16 protein-coding genes and 1 pseudogene are annotated in these 18,404 nt (G+C 73.8%); 7 read left to right on the top strand and 10 right to left on the bottom strand.

Features of this window, described 5'->3' with window-relative positions:
* The first annotated feature begins 170 nt into the window (after positions 1-170).
* Positions 171-1,784 (top strand): phospholipase D family protein, encoded by a 1,614-nt coding sequence (locus ACZ6S8_RS33980; RefSeq protein ID WP_469461534.1) that lies wholly within the window; start codon positions 171-173, stop codon positions 1,782-1,784.
* Positions 1,785-1,799: 15 nt separating this feature from the next.
* On the opposite strand, the gene ACZ6S8_RS33985 is transcribed toward ACZ6S8_RS33980, so the two are convergent.
* Together ACZ6S8_RS33985 and ACZ6S8_RS33990 are read right to left on the bottom strand one after the other, a co-directional pair.
* Positions 1,800-2,483 (bottom strand): M15 family metallopeptidase, encoded by a 684-nt coding sequence (locus tag ACZ6S8_RS33985; RefSeq protein WP_469461535.1) that lies wholly within the window; start codon positions 2,481-2,483, stop codon positions 1,800-1,802.
* 272 nt (positions 2,484-2,755) lie between these two features.
* Complete coding sequence (locus ACZ6S8_RS33990) at positions 2,756-3,739, bottom strand: aldo/keto reductase (RefSeq protein ID WP_469461537.1); 984 nt, start codon at positions 3,737-3,739, stop codon at positions 2,756-2,758.
* A gap of 104 nt (positions 3,740-3,843) precedes the next feature.
* Between ACZ6S8_RS33990 and ACZ6S8_RS33995 the strand changes: the two genes are divergently transcribed.
* A complete protein-coding gene (locus ACZ6S8_RS33995; RefSeq protein ID WP_469461538.1) occupies positions 3,844-4,434 on the top strand; it encodes a TetR/AcrR family transcriptional regulator in 591 nt (196 codons plus the stop codon).
* A 69-nt stretch (positions 4,435-4,503) separates the two neighbouring features.
* Here the strand turns inward: ACZ6S8_RS33995 and ACZ6S8_RS34000 are convergent, their stop codons facing one another.
* Positions 4,504-6,198, bottom strand: coding sequence for a BCCT family transporter (locus ACZ6S8_RS34000; protein WP_469461539.1), 1,695 nt, complete (start codon positions 6,196-6,198; stop codon positions 4,504-4,506).
* Between the two features lie 337 nt (positions 6,199-6,535).
* On the opposite strand from ACZ6S8_RS34000, the gene ACZ6S8_RS34005 reads away from it, so the two are divergent.
* Positions 6,536-7,822, top strand: a complete 1,287-nt coding sequence (locus ACZ6S8_RS34005) for a ClC family H(+)/Cl(-) exchange transporter (protein WP_469461541.1) — start codon at positions 6,536-6,538, stop codon at positions 7,820-7,822.
* 104 nt (positions 7,823-7,926) lie between these two features.
* Positions 7,927-9,237 (top strand): ion channel protein, encoded by a 1,311-nt coding sequence (locus tag ACZ6S8_RS34010; protein ID WP_469461542.1) that lies wholly within the window; start codon positions 7,927-7,929, stop codon positions 9,235-9,237.
* Positions 9,238-9,306: 69 nt separating this feature from the next.
* On the opposite strand, the gene ACZ6S8_RS34015 is transcribed toward ACZ6S8_RS34010, so the two are convergent.
* Positions 9,307-10,029, bottom strand: coding sequence for a TetR/AcrR family transcriptional regulator C-terminal domain-containing protein (locus ACZ6S8_RS34015; RefSeq protein WP_469461544.1), 723 nt, complete (start codon positions 10,027-10,029; stop codon positions 9,307-9,309).
* Positions 10,030-10,093: 64 nt separating this feature from the next.
* Here ACZ6S8_RS34015 and ACZ6S8_RS34020 point away from each other — a divergent pair, with 64 nt between their 5' ends.
* Positions 10,094-11,650 (top strand): FAD-dependent monooxygenase, encoded by a 1,557-nt coding sequence (locus ACZ6S8_RS34020; protein WP_469461546.1) that lies wholly within the window; start codon positions 10,094-10,096, stop codon positions 11,648-11,650.
* Between the two features lie 18 nt (positions 11,651-11,668).
* Here the strand turns inward: ACZ6S8_RS34020 and ACZ6S8_RS34025 are convergent, their stop codons facing one another.
* A complete protein-coding gene (locus ACZ6S8_RS34025) occupies positions 11,669-12,409 on the bottom strand; it encodes a hypothetical protein (protein ID WP_469461548.1) in 741 nt (246 codons plus the stop codon).
* Positions 12,410-12,744: 335 nt separating this feature from the next.
* On the opposite strand from ACZ6S8_RS34025, the gene ACZ6S8_RS34030 reads away from it, so the two are divergent.
* A complete protein-coding gene (locus ACZ6S8_RS34030; RefSeq protein WP_469461550.1) occupies positions 12,745-14,766 on the top strand; it encodes a CASTOR/POLLUX-related putative ion channel in 2,022 nt (673 codons plus the stop codon).
* Positions 14,767-15,056: 290 nt separating this feature from the next.
* Here ACZ6S8_RS34030 and ACZ6S8_RS34035 read toward each other — a convergent pair whose 3' ends face one another.
* Positions 15,057-15,260: a cold-shock protein gene (locus tag ACZ6S8_RS34035; protein ID WP_267726646.1), complete on the bottom strand. Its 204-nt coding sequence runs from the start codon at positions 15,258-15,260 to the stop codon at positions 15,057-15,059.
* A 219-nt stretch (positions 15,261-15,479) separates the two neighbouring features.
* Complete coding sequence (locus tag ACZ6S8_RS34040; RefSeq protein WP_469461552.1) at positions 15,480-15,818, bottom strand: helix-turn-helix domain-containing protein; 339 nt, start codon at positions 15,816-15,818, stop codon at positions 15,480-15,482.
* Positions 15,819-16,786: 968 nt separating this feature from the next.
* Here ACZ6S8_RS34040 and ACZ6S8_RS34045 point away from each other — a divergent pair.
* A complete protein-coding gene (locus ACZ6S8_RS34045; RefSeq protein ID WP_469461554.1) occupies positions 16,787-17,179 on the top strand; it encodes an ATP-binding protein in 393 nt (130 codons plus the stop codon).
* A gap of 137 nt (positions 17,180-17,316) precedes the next feature.
* Here the strand turns inward: ACZ6S8_RS34045 and ACZ6S8_RS34050 are convergent, their stop codons facing one another.
* The 3 genes and pseudogenes from ACZ6S8_RS34050 to ACZ6S8_RS34060 all read right to left on the bottom strand — a co-directional run.
* Positions 17,317-17,625 (bottom strand): SCO5918 family protein, encoded by a 309-nt coding sequence (locus tag ACZ6S8_RS34050; RefSeq protein WP_469461555.1) that lies wholly within the window; start codon positions 17,623-17,625, stop codon positions 17,317-17,319.
* 48 nt (positions 17,626-17,673) lie between these two features.
* Positions 17,674-18,078, bottom strand: a complete 405-nt coding sequence (locus ACZ6S8_RS34055) for a CBS domain-containing protein (RefSeq protein WP_469461557.1) — start codon at positions 18,076-18,078, stop codon at positions 17,674-17,676.
* Between the two features lie 44 nt (positions 18,079-18,122).
* A pseudogene (locus ACZ6S8_RS34060) lies at positions 18,123-18,404 on the bottom strand (DEAD/DEAH box helicase); the annotation flags it as partial.

An 18,404-nucleotide genomic window follows, 5' to 3' on the forward strand; every position in this document is an offset into this window, starting at 1 on the left:
ACGTCGGCGGGACACGACTGAACATAGGTGCGGCCACTGACAACACGCGCCCCGGCAGCCCCTCCCGGTACACGGCCGCCCGGAGTCGCGGCGCCCGCTTTCCGGACCCGTCCGCGCCGGCATGGGCCGGCGCGGACGGGGTAGCCGCCGTACGGAGGGAAGGGCGTGCAGTGAAACTCTCCGACTGGCTGCTCACCGCGGGCGAACGCGACAATGCCGCGACGGTTCTGGACCGCCGTCGCCCGGACGGTGCGGCCTGGTCGCACGGCAATCACGTACGGCCGCTGGTCCACGGCAGGACGTACTTCGCGGAGCTGCTCGCAGCGATCCGCTCGCAGGGCCCGGGCGACCTGCTGATGTTCACGGACTGGCGCGGCGACCCCGACGAGCGCCTGGACGGCGAGGGCACCGAGATCGGTGCGGTGCTGGCCGCCGCGGCCGAGCGCGGCGTGATCGTCAAGGGGCTGATCTGGCGCTCCCACCTGGACGGACTCCAGTTCAGCCAGACGGAGAACCGCCACCTCGGCGAGGAGATCGCGGCGGCCGGCGGCGAATGCCTCCTGGACATGCGGGTGCGCCCCGGCGGCTCCCACCACCAGAAGCTCGTCGTCCTGCGCCACCCGGACCGTCCCGAGGCCGACGTCGCGTACGTCGGCGGCATCGACCTCTGCCACGGCCGCAACGACGACGCCTCCCACCACGGCGACCCGCAGGCCATCCCCTTCGCCGAGGCCTACGGCGAGCGACCGCCCTGGCACGACGTGCAGCTGGCGGTGCGCGGGCCGGCCGTCGGCGACCTGGAGGCCGGTTTCCGCGAGCGGTGGGAGGACCCGTCACCGCTCAGCCGCAGTCCGCTCACCCGGATGCGGGAGATCTTCCACCACGAGGACACCGAGGCCGATCCCCTGCCGGCGCAGCTGCCCGATCCGGAGCCGTGCGGCGCCCACACCGTCCAGGTGCTGCGCACGTACCCGAACCGGCTGTTCCGCGGGTATCCCTTCGCCCCGGACGGCGAGCGCAGCATCGCGCGCGGCTACCTCCGGGCCGTGGGACGCGCCCGCTCGCTCATCTACCTGGAGGACCAGTACCTGTGGTCCCCCAGCGTGGTGGAGAGCTTCGCGCAGGCCTTGGCCGCCCACCCCGGACTCCACCTGGTCGCGGTCATCCCCACCGTCCCGGAGCAGGACGGCCGGTTCACGCTGCCGATGAACCTGGTCGGACGGATCGCGGCACTGGACCGGCTGCGCGAGGCGGGCGGCGACCGGGTCGCGGTGTACGGGCTGGAGAACCACGCCGGGACGCCCGTGTACGTCCACGCGAAGGCGTGCGTGATCGACGACGTGTGGGCGGCGGTCGGGTCGGACAACATCAACCTCCGCTCCTGGAGCCACGACTCGGAGCTCGGCTGCGTCGTCCTGGACGAGGACGCCGACCAGCGGACACCGCGCGACCCGGCGGGCCTGGGGGACGGCGCGCGCGTCTTCGCCAGGGAGCTGCGGCTGCGCCTCGCGCGCGAGCACCTCGACGAGGACGAGCCGGACCCGGGGGCGCCGGATCCGCTGTGCGACCCGGTGTACGCCTTCGACGCGTTCGCGGCGGCCGCTTCGGCCCTGGACGCCTGGCACGCGGGCGGCCGCCGGGGGCCGCGCCCGCCGGGCCGGCTCCGCGCGTACCGGCCGCCGGAGCTGTCTCCATTGACCAGGAGGGTGTCCATGCCGTTCTACCGGCTGCTCGTGGACCCGGACGGCAGGCCGCTGCGGCACCGGCTCCGCAAGTCGTTCTGAGGGCGCGCGGGGCGGTCAGTCGCCGTTGGCGGAGAAGTGCTGGTAGTCGGGGTTGGACCAGCGGTCGCCCCAGGACCAGCCGACCTCCTCGAAGGCCCGGGCCACCGCGTCGCCCGGACGGATCATGCCGGGCCGGGCGCTGTCGCGGTCGAGGTGGTCGCGCCCGTTCGGCGGGTGGCTGGTGCCGTGGAGGTCGACGTACGGGTTCTCCACCGGGTTGATGTCCACGGCGTCGCCCCAGGCGTGCCGCGAGAGCTTGCCCGGGTCTCCGGTGACCGGGCGGCAGTTGAAGGCCGAGGTGTTGTCGTCGGCCATGGCCCGGGCGTCGCTGCCCCCGTACGCGGCCATGACCCGCATGCGGCGGATCGGGAACCGGGCGGCGTACGCCTCGCCGAACACGTGGAGCAGCGGGGCGACGGCCTCGCGGTGGACGATCAGCTCGCCCGCGTGGACCTTGCCGTCGAAACCCCAGTGGTTCATCCGGATCAGACGCAGGTCTCCGGGCGGTACGGGGCAGCCGGCCCGGTGGGAGGCGCCCAGTTTCTCCGCCGGGACGGCCGTCACGCGGGCGGCCAGTCCCGGCACCGATTCCGCGGGCAGGGCCCGGAGCCGCGGCGCGGGGGCCTGCTGCACGTCGCAGGACGGCACGGACGCGCAGAGAGCGGCGGTCAGGGCGACGACCGCGAGGCGGTAGCGCACTGATCCACCGTAGGTCCGCCCGGCCCGGCGGGCATGCCGGGGCCGCTTCGGAACCGGCCGGGGCATCGCGGCACGGGAAAGCCCCGGCCGGTCAGGGGGGTGACCGGCCGGGGCGGCCAAGGGCGTGGCGGCGGGCCGTAGCCTCGCGGCGCGGGCTTCGCACGGCGCGGGCTTCGCACGGCGCGGGCTTCGCACGGCGCCACATATAGATGAACGCTCAACGACATCACGCCGTTCCGGCCATCCGCTGTGAACTGCGCCACCCCGGCGGATCAGCCGTTCAGGGACCCCATCAGCTCCGGGGCGTAGCGGTTGCCCGAGACCACGCCCCGCGGGGCCACGGCCTCGATGCGGGCCAGGTCGGCGTCGGAGACGGTCACGGCGGTGGCGGACACGTTCTCCTCCAGGTACCGGCGCCGCTTGGTGCCCGGAATGGGCACCGCACCCTGGCGCAGCGTCCAGGCGAGGGCGAGCTGCGAGGGGGTGACGCCCTTCTCCGCGGCGAGGCGGCGGACCTGGTCGACGACGGCCAGGTTGCGGTCGAAGTTCTCGCCCTGGAAGCGGGGGTCCGTCCGCCGGAAGTCGTCCGCCGCGAAGTCGTCGGGGCTCGTCACGGCCCCGGACAGGAAGCCCCGGCCCAGCGGCGAGTAGGCGACGAGGCCGATGCCGAGCTCGCGCAGGGTGTCGAGGACGCCGTCCTGCTCGATCCCGCGCTCGAAGAGGCTGTACTCCGTCTGCACGGCGGCCAGCGGATGGACGGCATGGGCGCGCCGGACGGTGGCGGGCGCGGCCTCGCACAGTCCGATGTGGCGGACCTTGCCGGCGGCGACCAGCCCGGCCATGGCGCCCACGCTCTCCTCGATCGGCACGGAGGGGTCGACGCGGTGCAGGTAGTACAGGTCGATGTGGTCGGTGCCCAGGTGGCGCAGGGACCGGTCCGCCGAGCGGCGGATGTAGTCCGGAGTCGCGTTGTGGCCGAGGAAGGTGCCGTCGTCGGCGAACTCCACCCCCGTCTTGGTGGCGACCACGGCCGCTTCGCGGCGCCCGGCGAGCGCCCGGCCGAGGAGCTGCTCGTTCAGGAACGGGCCGTAGCCCTCCGCGGTGTCCAGCAGCGTGACGCCGAGCTCCAGCGCGCGGTCGATGGTGGCGAGCGACTCGGTCTCGTCGGCGGCGCCGTAGTGGGCGCTCATCCCCATCAGACCGAGCCCCTCGGCGCCGACCTGCAGTCCCTGGCCGCCCAGTGCGCGCATCTCCATGGTGTTCTCCTCAGCGAAAGTAAGTAACTAACCGGATAGGTCAACCATGCGCGCACTTCACCGCGAATATCAATAACCGGATAGTTACTTGCTAGGCTGCGGGCATGGCAAGGGACTCCAGCGCAACCAAGGCACGCCTGCTCGACGCCGCCTTCTCCGAGTTCGCGGCGTACGGCATCGCCGGCGCGCGGGTCGACCGGATCGCCGAGGCCGCACAGGCCAACAAGCGGCTCATCTACGTCTACTTCGGCAACAAGGAGGAGCTCTTCGACGTCGTGCTCCGGCGCGCGCTGGAAGACGGCTCGGAGTCCGTTCCCTTCAGCCCCGAGGACCTGCCCGGCTACGCGGGCGCCGTGTTCGACCACCTCGTCGCGCGGCCGGCGCTGATGCGGCTCGTCCTGTGGAAGCAGCTGGAGCGACCGGGCTCCGCCCCCGCCGAGGCCGAGTCCTACCGCGGCAAGATCGCGGCGGTGGAGCGGGCCCAGCAGGCCGGCGCCGTGGACCCCGCGCTGGACGCCGCCGACGTCCTCACCCTGGTGATGGGCCTGTCCCAGGCCTGGTTCGGTGCGGTCGGCGGCCCCGCGGCGGGCGAGCCGGGCGCCGGCTGGCCGCCCGGGCGCCTCGCCCGCCACCGCGAGGCCGTGGTGGAGTCCGTACGCCGCCTCACCGCGCCGCCGGGGGTGCGGACCCCCTGAGGGGCCCGCACCCTCCGCGCGCCGCGGCGGGCCGTACGCGCGGCGCGGCCGGCCGGGGGCGCGCGGCCGTCAGTGCTGACCGTCGATCGGCGAGGGCCGCGTCGCGTCCGGTTCCGCGCCGGTGCCGGGCCCGATGCGGATCTCGAAGTCCCCGTCGTACTCCTCGTGGCCGGCGACCACGGCCTGGGCCACGGCCTCCTCGCCCCTCTCGCCGCGGACGATCAGCGGGTCCCGGCGCAGGTCGCGCATCAGGGCCACGCACATGCCGATCATGACCACGGTGAACGGCGCCGCCACCAGGATCGTCAGGTTCTGCAGGCCGGCGAGCGCGTCGCCCTTGCCGTTGCCGATGAGCAGCATGATCGCGGCGACGGCACCGGTGACCACGCCCCAGAAGACGACGACCAGCCGGGCCGGTTCGAAGACGCCCTTCTGGGAGAGGGTGCCCATCACGATGGACGCGGCGTCCGCGCCCGACACGAAGAAGATGCCGACGAGGATCATCACCAGCAGGCTCATCACGGTGGGAATGGGGAACTGCTGGAGTACGCCGAAGAGCTGCCCCTCCGGCGTCGCCTCGCGGCCGAGTTCGCCGCTCTCCCGGAGCTTCATCGCCGTACCGCCGAAGATGGCGAACCACACCAGGCTGACCGAGCTCGGCACGAGGATGACGCCGCCGATGAACTGGCGGATCGTACGGCCGCGGCTGATCCGGGCGATGAACATGCCGACGAACGGCGTCCAGGAGATCCACCAGGCCCAGTAGAAGACCGTCCAGCTGCCGAGCCAGTCGGCGACGTCGCCCGCGCCGGTGGCCTCCGTACGCCCGATGAGCTGGGGCAGGTCGCCGATGTAGGCGCCCACGGAGGTGGGGAGCAGGTCGAGCACGATGATGGTCGGCCCGGCGATGAACACGAACACGGCGAGGACGAGCGCGAGCACCATGTTGATGTTCGACAGCCACTGGATGCCGCGCTCCACGCCGGAGACCGCGGAGGCGACGAACGCGACGGTCAGCACGGCGATGATCGCGACGAGCAGGCCGGTGCTGACGGTGGCCATCCACCCCAGCTCCCGGAAACCGCTGCCGATCTGCAGGGCGCCCAGGCCCAGCGAGGCGGCGGAGCCGAAGAGGGTGGCGAAGATGGCGACGATGTCGATGACGCGGCCCGCGGCGCCGTGGGCGTGCCGGGCGCCGATGAGCGGCTCGAACACCGCGCTGATCGTCTGGCGCCGGCCGCGCCGGAAGGTGCTGTAGGCGATGGCGAGCCCGACCACCGCGTAGATCGCCCACGGGTGGAGCGTCCAGTGGAACAGCGTGGTGGCCATCGCCGTCTGCATGCGCTCCGCGGAGTCGACGGGGTGGGTGCCGGGCGGGGGCGTGCCGTAGTGCGACAGCGGCTCGCTCACGCCGTAGAACATGAGCCCGATCCCCATGCCCGCGCTGAACATCATCGCGACCCAGGAGACGGTGCGGAACTCGGGTGCTTCGCCCTCGCGCCCGAGGTGGATGCGGCCGTAGCGGCTGATGGCGAGCCAGAGGGCGAAGACGACGAAGCCGGTGGCGGCGAGCATGAAGGCCCAGCCGCCGTTGTGGATGAGCCCCTTCAGCAGTCGGCTCGACACGCTTTCGAGCGAGTCGGTGGCGAGGGCGCCCCACAGCACGAAGGCCAGGGTCAGGCCCGCCGTGACGCCGAAGACCACCTTGTCCGTTCCCGCCTCGTCCGTTCGGGAACGAGGGCCGGCCGGCGGATCGTGCGACAACGAAGTCCCCTTCCACGAAGACCGAAAAGGAACATTTCGGTACGCGTACCGGCTTATCACGCTTTTCATCCGAAAGCAGCCTCCTGGAGGCGGCGACGTGCGGATGTCGCGGACCGTACGCCGCCACCGCCCGGACGGCGTTGACCCAGTCGGGGGCGGTTTGGGCGCGGCCGTCCCGATGTACGGGGCGGCGCGCGGGCGGCGGGCCAGGCTCTGACGGACGCGAACCACGGCTCGGCGGAGGTCAGTACATGCCCGGTGCACCCGGTGGCCGGCTGCCGCCCGCGCCCGGAGCACGCCGCCCCGGCCGGCCGCGCCCCGAGTGGGGGCGGTCCGGGTGACGGCAGGTCAGCCGGGCGGCCGCGGGCCGGGCGTGTACCTCGTCGCGGCGGTCGCCGGCTGCCTCGTGGGGCTGGTCGGCGGGAGCTTCCGCTGGTGCCTGGTGCGGGCCGACGAACTGCGCGGCTCCCTGGTGGTGGCGTCGGAGCGGCTCGGCGGTCCGGGCTGGCTGGTTCCGGTCGCCCTCACCGCGGTGGGCGCCGCCGTCGCCTGCGCGATCGCCCGGCGCGTCCCGCTCGCCGCCGGCAGCGGCATCCAGGACGTCGAGGCCGTGTGGCTCGGGGAGCACGAACCGCAGCCGCTGCGGCTCCTGCCGGCCAAGTTCGCGGGCGGGCTGATCGCCATGGGCTCGGGCCTGGTCCTCGGGCGGGAGGGCCCGACGGTGCACATGGGAGCGGCGATCGGCGCCGCGGCGGGGCGCCGTGCCCGGATGGGGCCGGGCGACGTCACCCTGCTGCACACCTCGCTCGCCGGAGCGGGCCTGGCGGTGGCGTTCACCGCGCCCCTGAGCGGTGTGCTGTTCGTCTGCGAGGAGGTGACCCGGCGGGTCCGGCCGCGCCTGGTGCTGCTCACCCTCATCGGCACCGCCACCGCCGTCGGGTGTTCGCAGCTCGTCGTGGGCGACCGGCCCGTCTTCCGCGTGCCGGACACGACCGCCCCGCCGCTCGTCCTGCTGCCCGCCTTCCTCCTGTTCGGCGTCACCACGGGCGCCCTGGGAGCGGGGTACAACCGCCTCGTCCTCGGCGCCCTGGCCTTCTGCGACCGCACCACCCGGGTGGGCCCGATCGCCCGGGCCGCCCTCATCGGGGCCGTCGTCGGACTCCTGCTCGGCATCGATCCCCTGCTGGCCGGCGGCGGAGACCAGTTGAGCGGGCGGCTGCTGGCCGGCGAGGTGCCGGTGGTGCCCGTACTCGCGGGGTACCTGGTCGTACGGTTCCTGGCGGGTCCCCTCAGCTACGCGGCCGGCACCCCGGGCGGCCTCTTTGCCCCCCTGCTGGCGCTGGGCGCCCTGTGGGGGGCCCTCGTCCACGGCCTCGCCCTTCCCCTCCTCCCCCACGACGACTCCGGCGCCGCATCCTTCGCGATCGTCGGCATGGCCGCCCTGTTCAGCGCCGCGGTCCGGGCGCCCGTGACGGGCATCGCGCTCGTCGTCGAGATGACGGGCGCCACGTCCCTGCTGGTCCCGCTGCTCACCGCCTGCTTCGCCGCGACCCTGACGGCCGACCGGATGGGCAGCGTCCCCGTGTACGACAGCCTGCGGCTGCGCATGCCGGGCCGGCCGTGACGCTCCGGCCGTCCCCGGGCCACCGCAGCGAAGAGCGCCCGCCCCTCACGCACACACGCTGCTATTTGACATGATTTCAGGTGATTCACCGCTACGTTGATCCGGTGACCGTCCCCGCACAGCCCGCCGCGCCCCCGCCGGCCTCCCCCGCCCGGGCCCTGCTCCCGCTGATCCTGCCCGCCCTCGTGATCGGAGTGGGCTCCAGCCTGGTGCTGATCGGCGTGAGCGAGGCGGCCGACCTGCTCAAGGACGTCCTGTGGAAGACCCTGCCCGACGCGATCGGCGTCGGGCCCTGGTCGGTCGCGTGGATCCTGGCCGTTCTGACGGCGACCGGCCTCGCGGTCGGGCTCGTGGCCTGGAAGGTGCACGGGCACGCCGGCCCCGACCCCGCGACGACGGGGCTGGTGGACGCCCCGCTGCCCCTGGGCGTCCTCCCCGGACTGCTCGTGGTGACCGGACTGGCCCTGGCCGGCGGAGTCAGCCTGGGCCCGGAGAACCCGATCACCGCCGCGAACATCGCCCTCGCGTACTGGTTCGGACGACGGCTCGCCCCGGGCAGTCCGGCGCAGATCTGGGTGGCGCTGGGCGCGGCGGGCACGGTCGGCGCGCTGTTCGGCACCCCGGTCGCGGCCGTGCTGATCCTCACCGAGTCGATGGTGTCCGCGCCCGGCCCGGCGACCCCGAAGGCACCCGGCGCGCGCGTGCCCACGCTGTGGGACCAGCTCTTCGCGCCACTGATCGCCGCGGGAGCCGGCGGTGTGACGAGCGTGATGCTCGACGCTCCCACCTTCCACCTCCCGCTGCCCGCGTTCGACACCCCGCACTGGCCCGACGTGATCGCCGCGTTCGTGATCTCCTCGGCCGGGGCGGCCCTGGCCCTGATCGGCGTCTACGCCTTCCCCCACGTCCACCGCGCCTTCCACCGGTTGCCGCACCCGGTGCTCACGCTGACCCTGGGCGGCCTGGTGCTGGGGCTCCTCGGCGCGCTCGGCGGCAAGCTCACCCTCTTCAAAGGGCTGGAGGAGATCGGCGTCCTGGCCTCCGATCCGGGTGCGTACTCGGCGGGTTCCCTGCTCCTGATGACCGTGGTCAAGCTCGCCGCCATTCTCGTGGCCTGCGGCTCGGGGTTCCGCGGCGGCCGGATCTTCCCGTCCGTCTTCGTGGGGGTCGCGTTCGGTCTCGCCGCGAACGCCCTGGTGCCCGCGGTGCACCCGGCCGTCGGCGTGACCTGCGCGGTCCTCGGGGTGCTGCTGGCCGTCACCCGGCAGGGCTGGGTGAGCCTGTTCACCGCCGCGATCCTCGCTCCGGACCCGGGCCTGCTGCCGCTGCTGTGCGTGGCGCTGCTGCCGGCCTGGCTGCTGGTCAGCGGCCGGCCGCAGATGCAACTCGACGACAAGGGCGTCCCCTTGCGCTGACCGCCCGCGCGCGGCCACGGCCCCGGGCGCGTTCCCGGGTCCTGCTCGCCTCCGGCGCCACCGCCACCCTCAGCGGCCGGCCGGTGGCGCCGCCCGGTGGAGGGTCCGCAGGCCCTCGATCAGGAGCCGCAGGCCGAATTCGAACCGGGCCTCGAAATCGGTGCTCGTGAACACCGGCAGCACCGCCGCCAGGTGCGGATGCGCACCCCCGTCGGCCACGGCCCCGCGCAGCCGTCCGGGATCGGCCGGACCGTCGGAGCCGTGCCCGGCGGACGCGGCCTGCTCCTCCAGCGTGTGGCCCACCGTGTAGTCCGCCAGGGCGGGCAGCGTCCGCGCCGCCACCTCGTCCCCGAAGCCCGCCTCGCGCAGGACCGCGACGACGGATTCGGCGAAGCCGAGGGTGTGCGGGCCCGTCGGGTGCGTGCCGGCGTGGACGCGCGCCCCGTCCCGCCGGGCGAGCAGGGCCGAACGCAGGGCGCGGGCCCGGCCGGCCAGCCCCGCCTCCCAGCCGCCGTAGCCGTCGGCGCCGCCTGACGGGCCCCCCGCCTGCCCGTCCGGCGCCGCCGCGCCGGCGAGCATCCGCTCGGCCATCGCCGTCAGCAGTTCCTCTTTCGTGGCGAAGTACCGGTACAGCGCCCCCGCCTGCACGTCCAGCGCGCCGGCCAGCCGCCGCATGGTCAGCGCCTCCAGACCGTGCTCGTCGAGCAGGTCCAGCGCCGTGTCCACGGTGCGCGTCCGGTCGAGGCGGGCGGGGCGTCCGCGCCCGGGGGCGTCGGTTGACGGAGAACTCATGGCCCCCACTATAGTGAACAACGTTCACGTGAACGCTGTTCACTAAATCATGGGAGGACGCTTCATGGACTCGGACAGGGACACCGAAGTGATCGTCGTCGGCGCCGGCCCCACCGGGCTGATGCTCGGCTGCGAGCTCGCACTGGCGGGCATCCGGACCCGGATCCTCGAACGCCGCACCGACCCCCAGCCCCACTCCCGCGCGCTGACCCTGCACCCGCGCAGCCTGGAACTCCTGGACCTGCGCGGCCTGGCCCCCCGCTTCCTCGCGCACGCCCGCACCGTGCCCGGCTGGCACTTCGCCGCGCTTCCCACCCCGCTGGACTTCTCCGCGCTCGACACCCGCCACGGCTACACCCTGGCCATCGCCCAGCGGCGGACGGAGCAGCTGCTGGAGGAACGCGCCCGTGAACTCGGCGTGCGGATCAGCCGCGGTCACGAGACCACCGGGGTCGGCCAGGACCCCGAGGGCGTCACCGTCTCCTTCCGCGGCCCGCGGGGTGACGGCCGCCTCCGGGCCCGGTACGCCGTCGGGTGCGACGGCGGGCGCAGCCCCGTCCGGGAGGCCGCGGGCATCGGCTTCCCCGGTACCGCCGAGACCCTGACCGGGATGCTGGGCGACTTCGCCGCCTTCGGCGCCGGGCAGGAGGTGCTCGACGGACTGCGGGCCGCGGGCTGCCTGACCGTGCCGCTGGAGGACGGCCTCCACCGGGTCGTCCTCATCGACCCCGCGCGCATGCGGGTCCCGTCGGCGGAGCCGGTCACCCTGGCGGAGTTCCGCGCCTCCCTGATCCGGCTGTGCGGCTCCGACCTCGGCGTCGGCGCGCCGCGCTGGCTGTCCCGCTTCGGGAACGCGACCCGGCTCGCCGACCGCTACCGCTCCGGCCGGATCCTCCTCGCGGGCGACGCCGCCCACATCCACTTCCCGGCGTCCGGCCAAGGACTCAACACCGGCCTCCAGGACGCCGTGAACCTCGGCTGGAAGCTCGCGGCCGCGGTCCGGGGGTGGGCGCCGTACGGTCTGCTCGACAGCTACGCCCACGAGCGGCGTCCGGTCGGCCGCTCCGTCACGGACAACACCGCCGTCCAGACCCTGCTCGCCGAACTGGTCCTGGTCCCGCAGTACGCGGCCCCGGCCGCGCTGCTCCGGTCGCTCCTCGACGGGCTCCTCGGCCTGCCGGAGGTGAACCGGCTGCTGGCCGGCCGGGTGTCCGCGCTCGACACCGTGTACGGGCCGGCCGGCGGGGGTCCCGGGGACGCCGATCCGCTCGTCGGCCGGCGCATGCCCGACGTGGACCTGACCGCGGCCGGCAGCACGGTGCGGCGGGTCCACGAGCTGTTCGCCGACGGCAGGTTCGTGCTGCTGGGGCTGGCGGACGGGCCGGAGCCCGCGCCCGTCGTGGCGCCGCATCCCCGGCTCGTGGCGCTGAGCGCCACCCCGGGGACCGCGCACCGCGACCTCGCCGGCGTCACCGAGGTCCTGATCCGCCCCGACGGGCACGTCGCCTGGGCGAGCCGCGACGCGTCGCCGAGCCGGCGCACGGCCGCACGCACCGCGGCCGTCGGCGCCTGGCTCGGCCCGGCGCCGCACGCCGCCGGGCCGGCCGCCGCCGCCCGCTGACGCCTCCCCGCAGCGCGCTCAGCGACGGAGGGAGTCCGCGTCGCCCATGACGACGACGGGGCGCCGCTCCGGGTCGAGCCACCGCAGCAGTTCGCTCATCTGCGGCTTCGCCAGGGAGACGCAGCCCTCGGTCGGGCCGTTGTGGTCGACGTGCAGCCAGATCCCGCCGCCCCGCTCCTCGCCGAGGGGACGGGTCCGGTCCAGCGGTGAGGTGCCCGGCTCCCGGTTGTAGTCGATCGCGACGACGTAGTCGAAGGAACCGGCGAGGGGCTCGCCCAGGGATCCGGTACCGCCGATGGTGAAGGCGGGCCCCCGGTCGTACGGGAGGCGGGTGCCCGGATCCTCCAGCAGCCCGCCCGCGCCCGTCAGCCCGTAGATCCCGACGGGCGAGCGCAGGTCCCCCATCGTGTGGTGGTCGGTCCAGCCCCGCCGCCCGTTGTGCGCGGGCCAGCCGGAGCCGGCGAGCGGAGCCGGGGACCAGCCCCCGCTGTCGTCGCGCTCGTACAGGACGACCGTGGAACTGCTGGAGTCCGGCCCCTGGCCCGTCACCACCACCGCCTGCCGCGCGTCGGCGGGGACGCCCGCCACGGTCGCCGGCCCCAGTCCGGGTATCTCGGCGGCGCGTCCTCCCTGCGCCACGGCGCCGGGCCCGCTCCCGCCGGGGGCCGGCGCGGCCGCGGGGGAACCGCCGCAGCCCGCAAGGGCGGTGAGGGCGGCCAGGGCCAGGACGGCGGCGGGCAGGGCGCGGCGCGCATGCATGGGGCGGGGGTGCCTTTCGTCGGTTCGGGCGGGGAGCTCCGGGCGGGGCGTCCCCCGCGGGCGGCGTCGCGCCGCCCGCGGGGTCGGCTGCCCCGGTACCGGCGAAGTACGCCGCCGCCGGGCCCCGTTCGGCCGCGGCGGACCCCGCCCCCGTACGACGGGAGGACCGGCCCTCTCCGACCGCGGGCCGATCCGGTGTTTCGCCGCACGTTCATACCTCCGGGTGAGGGCGGGTTCGCGGGGGACGGCTTCGCGGCCGGCCTTGACTACGGTGAACCACGGGGGTGGCGGGCAGCCGCCCTCTTGGCGCGTCGTCTCACGCCGGGGAGCTTTGCGTGGCGCAGCAGTACACGAGGTCGGTCCGGGTACGCCTGCGCTACCGGTTCGACAACCTGGTGGCACGGGGAACCGCCGTGCTGATCAGCTGGCTGGCCCTGGCCTGCCTCGCCTTCGTGGTCCCGATGAGCCTGGTGCTCGTATGGGCCGACCGGCGGGTCCCGCCGACCGCCTCGGGCCGGCTCACGGCCGTGTGGGTCAGCGTCGGCCAGACGCTCAAGATCGGGGGCGCAGTCGGCTCCCCCCTCTTCATCCTGGCGTCCGTCTCGCTCGCCCTGGTCGCCCTGCTGTTCGTGTCGACGCTGGTCAGCCTGATCACGACCGGCATCGACCGCCGCATCATGGCGCTGCGGCTCGGCCACTCCACGGTCCTGGAAACGCGGCACACCGTCGTCCTGGGGTGGTCCGATCAGATCTTTCCGGTGGTCGGGGAGCTGGTGGCCGCCAATGCCAACCAGCGCCGGTCGGCCATCGCCGTGCTGGCCCCGAAGGACAAGGTGGAGATGGAGGAGGAGATCTCCACCCACATCCCGGCGACCGGATCGACCCGGATCATCTGCCGCAACGGCAGCACCACCGACCCGGCGGTCCTCGCCCGGGTGAGCCCGGAGACCGCGAAGGCCGTGCTCGTCCTGCCGCCGGGCGGGGAGGGCGGCGACGCCCACGTGGTGAAGACGCTGCTCGCCCTGAACGCCGCCGTCCCGGAGGCGGACGGCGCCGCGGTGGTGGTCGCCGCCGTCCGCGACACCCGCAACCACGTCACGGCCCGGCTGGCCGCCGGGCCGGGCGGCCACGTGCTGTGCGTCGACGACATCGTCGCCCGGCTGCTCGTGCAGACCGCCCGCCAGCCCGGACTCTCTCTCGTGTACCAGGAGTTGCTCGACTTCGAGGGAGACGAGTTCTACACCGCTGCCGCCGGGAGCCTCGCGGGGCGCACCTTCGGCGAGGTCCTCCTGTCCTTCACCACATCCTCGGTGGTGGGGCTGCTGCGCTCCGACGGGAGCGTCGCGCTCAACCCGCCCCCGGACACGGAGCTCGGCGTCTGCGACCGGGTCATCGTCATCTCGCAGGACGACGACACGGCGGTGCCCGAGGACGCCTCCGGCTTCGTCGACGCCGATGCGATCGTCACGACCGGTCCCCGGGTCCCCCTCCCGGAACGCCTGCTCCTGCTGGGCTGGAACCGGCGCGCGCCGCTGATCGTGGAGCAGCTCGACCAGTACGTCAGCCCCGGGACCACGCTGGACGTCGTGGCCCTCTGCGGCGACCTCGCGGTGGCCGGTCCCGGCCTCGCGCCGGCGCGCGGCCATCTCGACGTGTCCTTCCAGCGCGGTGACATCACCGATCCCGGTGTCCTGGCCAAGCTGGACGTGCCGTCGTACGACAACGTGATCGTCATCGGCGAGATGGGCCACGCCCCCGTGCCTGCGCCCCGCTCCGCCCCTTCCCCCACGGCGGGTACCGGTACGGACGCGGGCGGCGCTCCGGCCACGGGCTCGGGTACGGCTACGGCTACGGGTACGGGGCCGCCCGGGCCGGAATCCGAGACGGGGGCGGAGATGGACGACAGGACGCTGGTCACGCTGCTGCACCTGCGGTCGATCGGGGACGCCGCCCACCGGGAGCTCTCGCTCACCACCGAGATGTCCGACGACGGCAACCGGCTGCTCGCGCCCACCCGGGACGGCGCCGACTTCATCGTCAGCGGCCGGATGATCAGCCTCCTGATGACCCAGATCTCGGAGAGCCGCTACCTCGCCGAGGTGTTCGAGGAACTGTTCACCGCGGAGGGGAACGAGCTGTACCTGAAGCCGGCCTCGGACTACGTCCGGGTGGACCGCGAGGTCACGTTCGCCACGGTCGTCGGGTCGGCGCTGCGCCGCCGGGAATGCGCCGTCGGCTTCCGGCTGCGCGCGGACGCCGCCACGGACCCCGCCCACGGCGTGCGCCTCAACCCCGACAAGCGCGAGCGGATCCGCTTCACCGGGTCCGACTGGGTCATCGTGCTCGCGGAGAACTAGGCCGTCGCTTTCGGATCTTGTCGGCCGAGCCCGCGGCGTCTGGTGCCGTGTCTGGGCGTGCTGTCGGGGCGTTCGCGTACTGGGCCGTACGTGGTCGCCTCGGCAGTGCGGCCAGGCGCGGTGCCAGGCGTCGCGGGCCCGGCAAGATCCGAAAGGGACGGCCTAGCGGTGTCGTCGAACTCGTTCCTGCCGTGCGGCTCCCGGAACGGCCTCGGGGCCGCGCGGCTGGTGCCGCGCGGCCCCGAGGTGTGTACCCACGGAGTCCCAAGGGATCAGGCGGGTCCCGGTGTTCAGGCGGGGGTGATGTTCTCCGCCTGCGGGCCCTTCTGGCCCTGCGTGATGTCGAAGGTCACGGCCTGACCCTCCTGGAGCTCGCGGTACCCGGACGCGTTGATCGCCGAGTAGTGGGCGAAGACGTCGGGGCCGCCGCCGTCCTGGGCGATGAAGCCGAAGCCCTTTTCCGCGTTGAACCACTTCACAGTGCCCGTAGCCATGGCCATGCCTTCCAGTCGGTGATCGTCGCCCACCATTGCGGGAAACGGAGGTGATCGCCCTGGTCCAGGCACAACTCAGCAGAACTGCCCACACCAAGGAGATGCGGGCAGAAGGCACTTCGAACCACGACAGCTACCGGCACGCTACACGGACGGCACGCACCGTCACCAGAGGAAGCGACCCCTCAACATCAGTTCGCCGCTCGCGCCGCTCTGCGGTCACGTCTGCGGGGAACCGGCCGCGCGGCGGTACTCGGCGTTGATGCGCTGCGCCTCCTCGAGCTGGTCCTCCAGGATGACGATGCGGCAGGCCGCTTCGACCGGGGTGCCCTGGTCGACGAGTTCCCGCGCGCGCGCCGCGATGCGCAGCTGGTACCGGGAGTAGCGCCGGTGACCGCCCTCGGAGCGGAGCGGGGTGATCAGGCGGGCCTCCCCGAGCGCACGCAGGAAGCCTGCGGTCGTTCCGAGCATCTCGGCGGCCCGGCCCATGGTGTAGGCGGGGTAGTCGTCGTCGTCCAGGTGACCGCCGAGCGGGCCTGTGGGGTTCTCTGCTGTCATCTGCACCTCTGTCGAAATCATGGAAGGACTCGGGAAACGCGTAGAGGGGCCCTGATGCCGTGCGGCACCGGGGCCCCGAAGGGAAATTCAACACCATCCGTCGGCCCTAGTGCTGCGCCGACCTTCCGTTTCCGCCGTCTCGCCCCGGAGAAGGGCGGGAGTGCGGGGATCGCGTATGCGTAACCGTGGACCACCTTCCGTTCCGGCGTCTTGCGGTACCCGGGTCCAGCCGTACGCCCGGGCGATCCTGATGGTGCTGCCCGACCCTCCGTTCTTCCTTCATCGTTCCATCGTGGCTATATGAGAAACCATAACCAGACGACCGGGCAATGTCTACTTCCGCCAGCATAGATTTCCGCGTGCTCGGCCGTGAGTCAATCGACCCCGAGGAGCCCGCACGATCACGCAGAGTGTTTCAGAGGGTCACGAGTGGTAACACTGGGTGAGGAGAGAGTGAAGTCGACAGCAGGGAGGCGGGACACATGTCCGTGGGTACCGTGATCATTCTCGGGGCGGTGGCGGCGATCATCGCCGCTCTCGCACTCGCTCCGCCGGTGACGCCGCCCCGGGCGGGCGGACGGCCCGGCGGCCGGGACCTCCGTCCGGAGCAGCGCCCCGGCGGGCGCGGGAGCGGCGGCCCGCGCCTCCCCCGGCGGCGGCTGCGGACGGTGCCCGAGCCGCGCTCCGGCCGATACCGCCGCACCGCTGGCTGACCGGAACGCCCCATCCCACCCGACTTCGGCCGTTCGGACACATGGCTCCGGCGGCTCGGGGTACGCGGAGGGCGGGACATGAAGCACGCTCGGCCCGGCGACGACGCCGGTCCCGCGCGGCGGCCGGGTCCAGGGCGCCGGGAAGGGCGCCGGCCTCCGCCCCGTCCCTCCGTTCCGGTGCGGGCCGTTCCGGTGCAGACCGCACCGCGCCGGCCAGGATCCGGGCACGGACGATCCAGAGAGCAGGTGAGCCTGATGCACACGACGATCACGAACGCCACCACCGTCCGCTCCACGACAGCCGTCGCCGGCGCCCGTGACTCCGTCAGGGCGTTCCTCGACGGGCTGAGCCGGCCCGCGGTGGCCCAGGACGCCGCCGACACCGTGGTGCTGGTCGTGTCGGAACTCGTCACGAACGCCCTGCGCCATGGCGGCGGTACGTGCACGCTCGACCTGACCGCACACCCCGACGGCATCGAGGTCGCCGTCCACGACGCCAGTCCCCACCTGCCGCGCATGCGCGTCCCCGACCTGCACGGCGGTGGCGGGGGTTTCGGCTGGCCGATGGTCAACCATCTCGCCCGCACCACTTCGGTCACGCCGCGGACCGACGGGGGCAAGACCGTGAGCGCCCTGCTGACCCGATAGGCGCGGCCGACGGGCGCCGCGGGGCGACCGGCGGGCCGACCTGCGGGGTGACGGACCACGTGCCGAGGGCCCGACCAGCATGCTGGTCGGGCCCTCGGCACGATGCGTTCGGGCGTCGGCGCCCGGGCGTACGCCGGTCAGACGGCCACGGGAGCGCCGATCATCGCCGACCGTCCCATGACCGGGGCGACGACCGGTGCCGGCACGGCCTTGGCGACGGTGCGGCAGGTGAAGCCGAGCTGCGTCATGGCCCGGAACACCTCACCGGCGCTGAAGTCGCGGCGGTCCTGCCGGGTGATGACCTCGCCCACCTGCTTGACCGGGTACTGGCGGCGGCCGATGATCACCGACTCGGCGGTGACCGGCTCGGGCTTGACGCCCTTCATCGATTCCAGCACGCCGCTCTTCGTCAGGTCGAAGGGGAAACGGGCGATGACACAGCGCATGAGGCCTCACAGGGAGAAGGGGAGGGCGGTCCGGCCGGATGAGGCGGTTCAGCGGGAAAGCGCGAGGACGCCCAGGGCGCTGCCGTGTTCGTCGACCACGGGCAGTGCCCCCAACCGCCGGTAGCGCATGGCGTGTTCGGCTTCGGCCATGGTGGTGCGGGGCGAGGTGAAGGGCCCCGGGGCGCCCGCCACGTCGCGCAGCCGGATCCGGTCCGTGAAGGCGGCGCTGTCGCGGAGGGCCGTGAGCCGGGCCCGGGTGACGAGTCCGGTGCACGCGCCGAACTCGTCACAGACGACCAGATGCCCGGCGTGGGCGCCGGTCATCACGGACAGGGCCACCTCGACGGTCATGTCGTCACAGACCTGCGGTCCGGCGGCTTCCATGACCTCGGCCACCGTCCTGCGCACGGGGTCGGCGTGCGCCGGGCGGGGCTGTTCCTGGACCGGCGTCACAAGGCCTCCTGCGGGGATGGATCGGCTCCGGTTCACAGGGCCCGTCAGGCCGCCGCGTCGAAGGAGGACTGCCGCTCGCCGGTACGCCGCTGCCCCTGCGCGGGACGGCCGCGCCGGCCGCGGGAGGCGGTGCTGCGCTTGGGCCGGTCGGACACCGGGTTGGTGATGGTGACGGGGATGCCGGAGGGGGCCTGGGCGCCGGTGATCCGGTTCAGGGCCTCTTCGCCCGAACGGACCTGGGTGGTCTGCGGGGTGATGCCGGCGGCCTGCATGAGGCGGGTCATGTCGCGGCGCTGGTTGGGGGTGACCAGGGTGACGACGCTGCC

It is taken from the genome of Streptomyces sp. NPDC048461, from assembly GCF_055587105.1.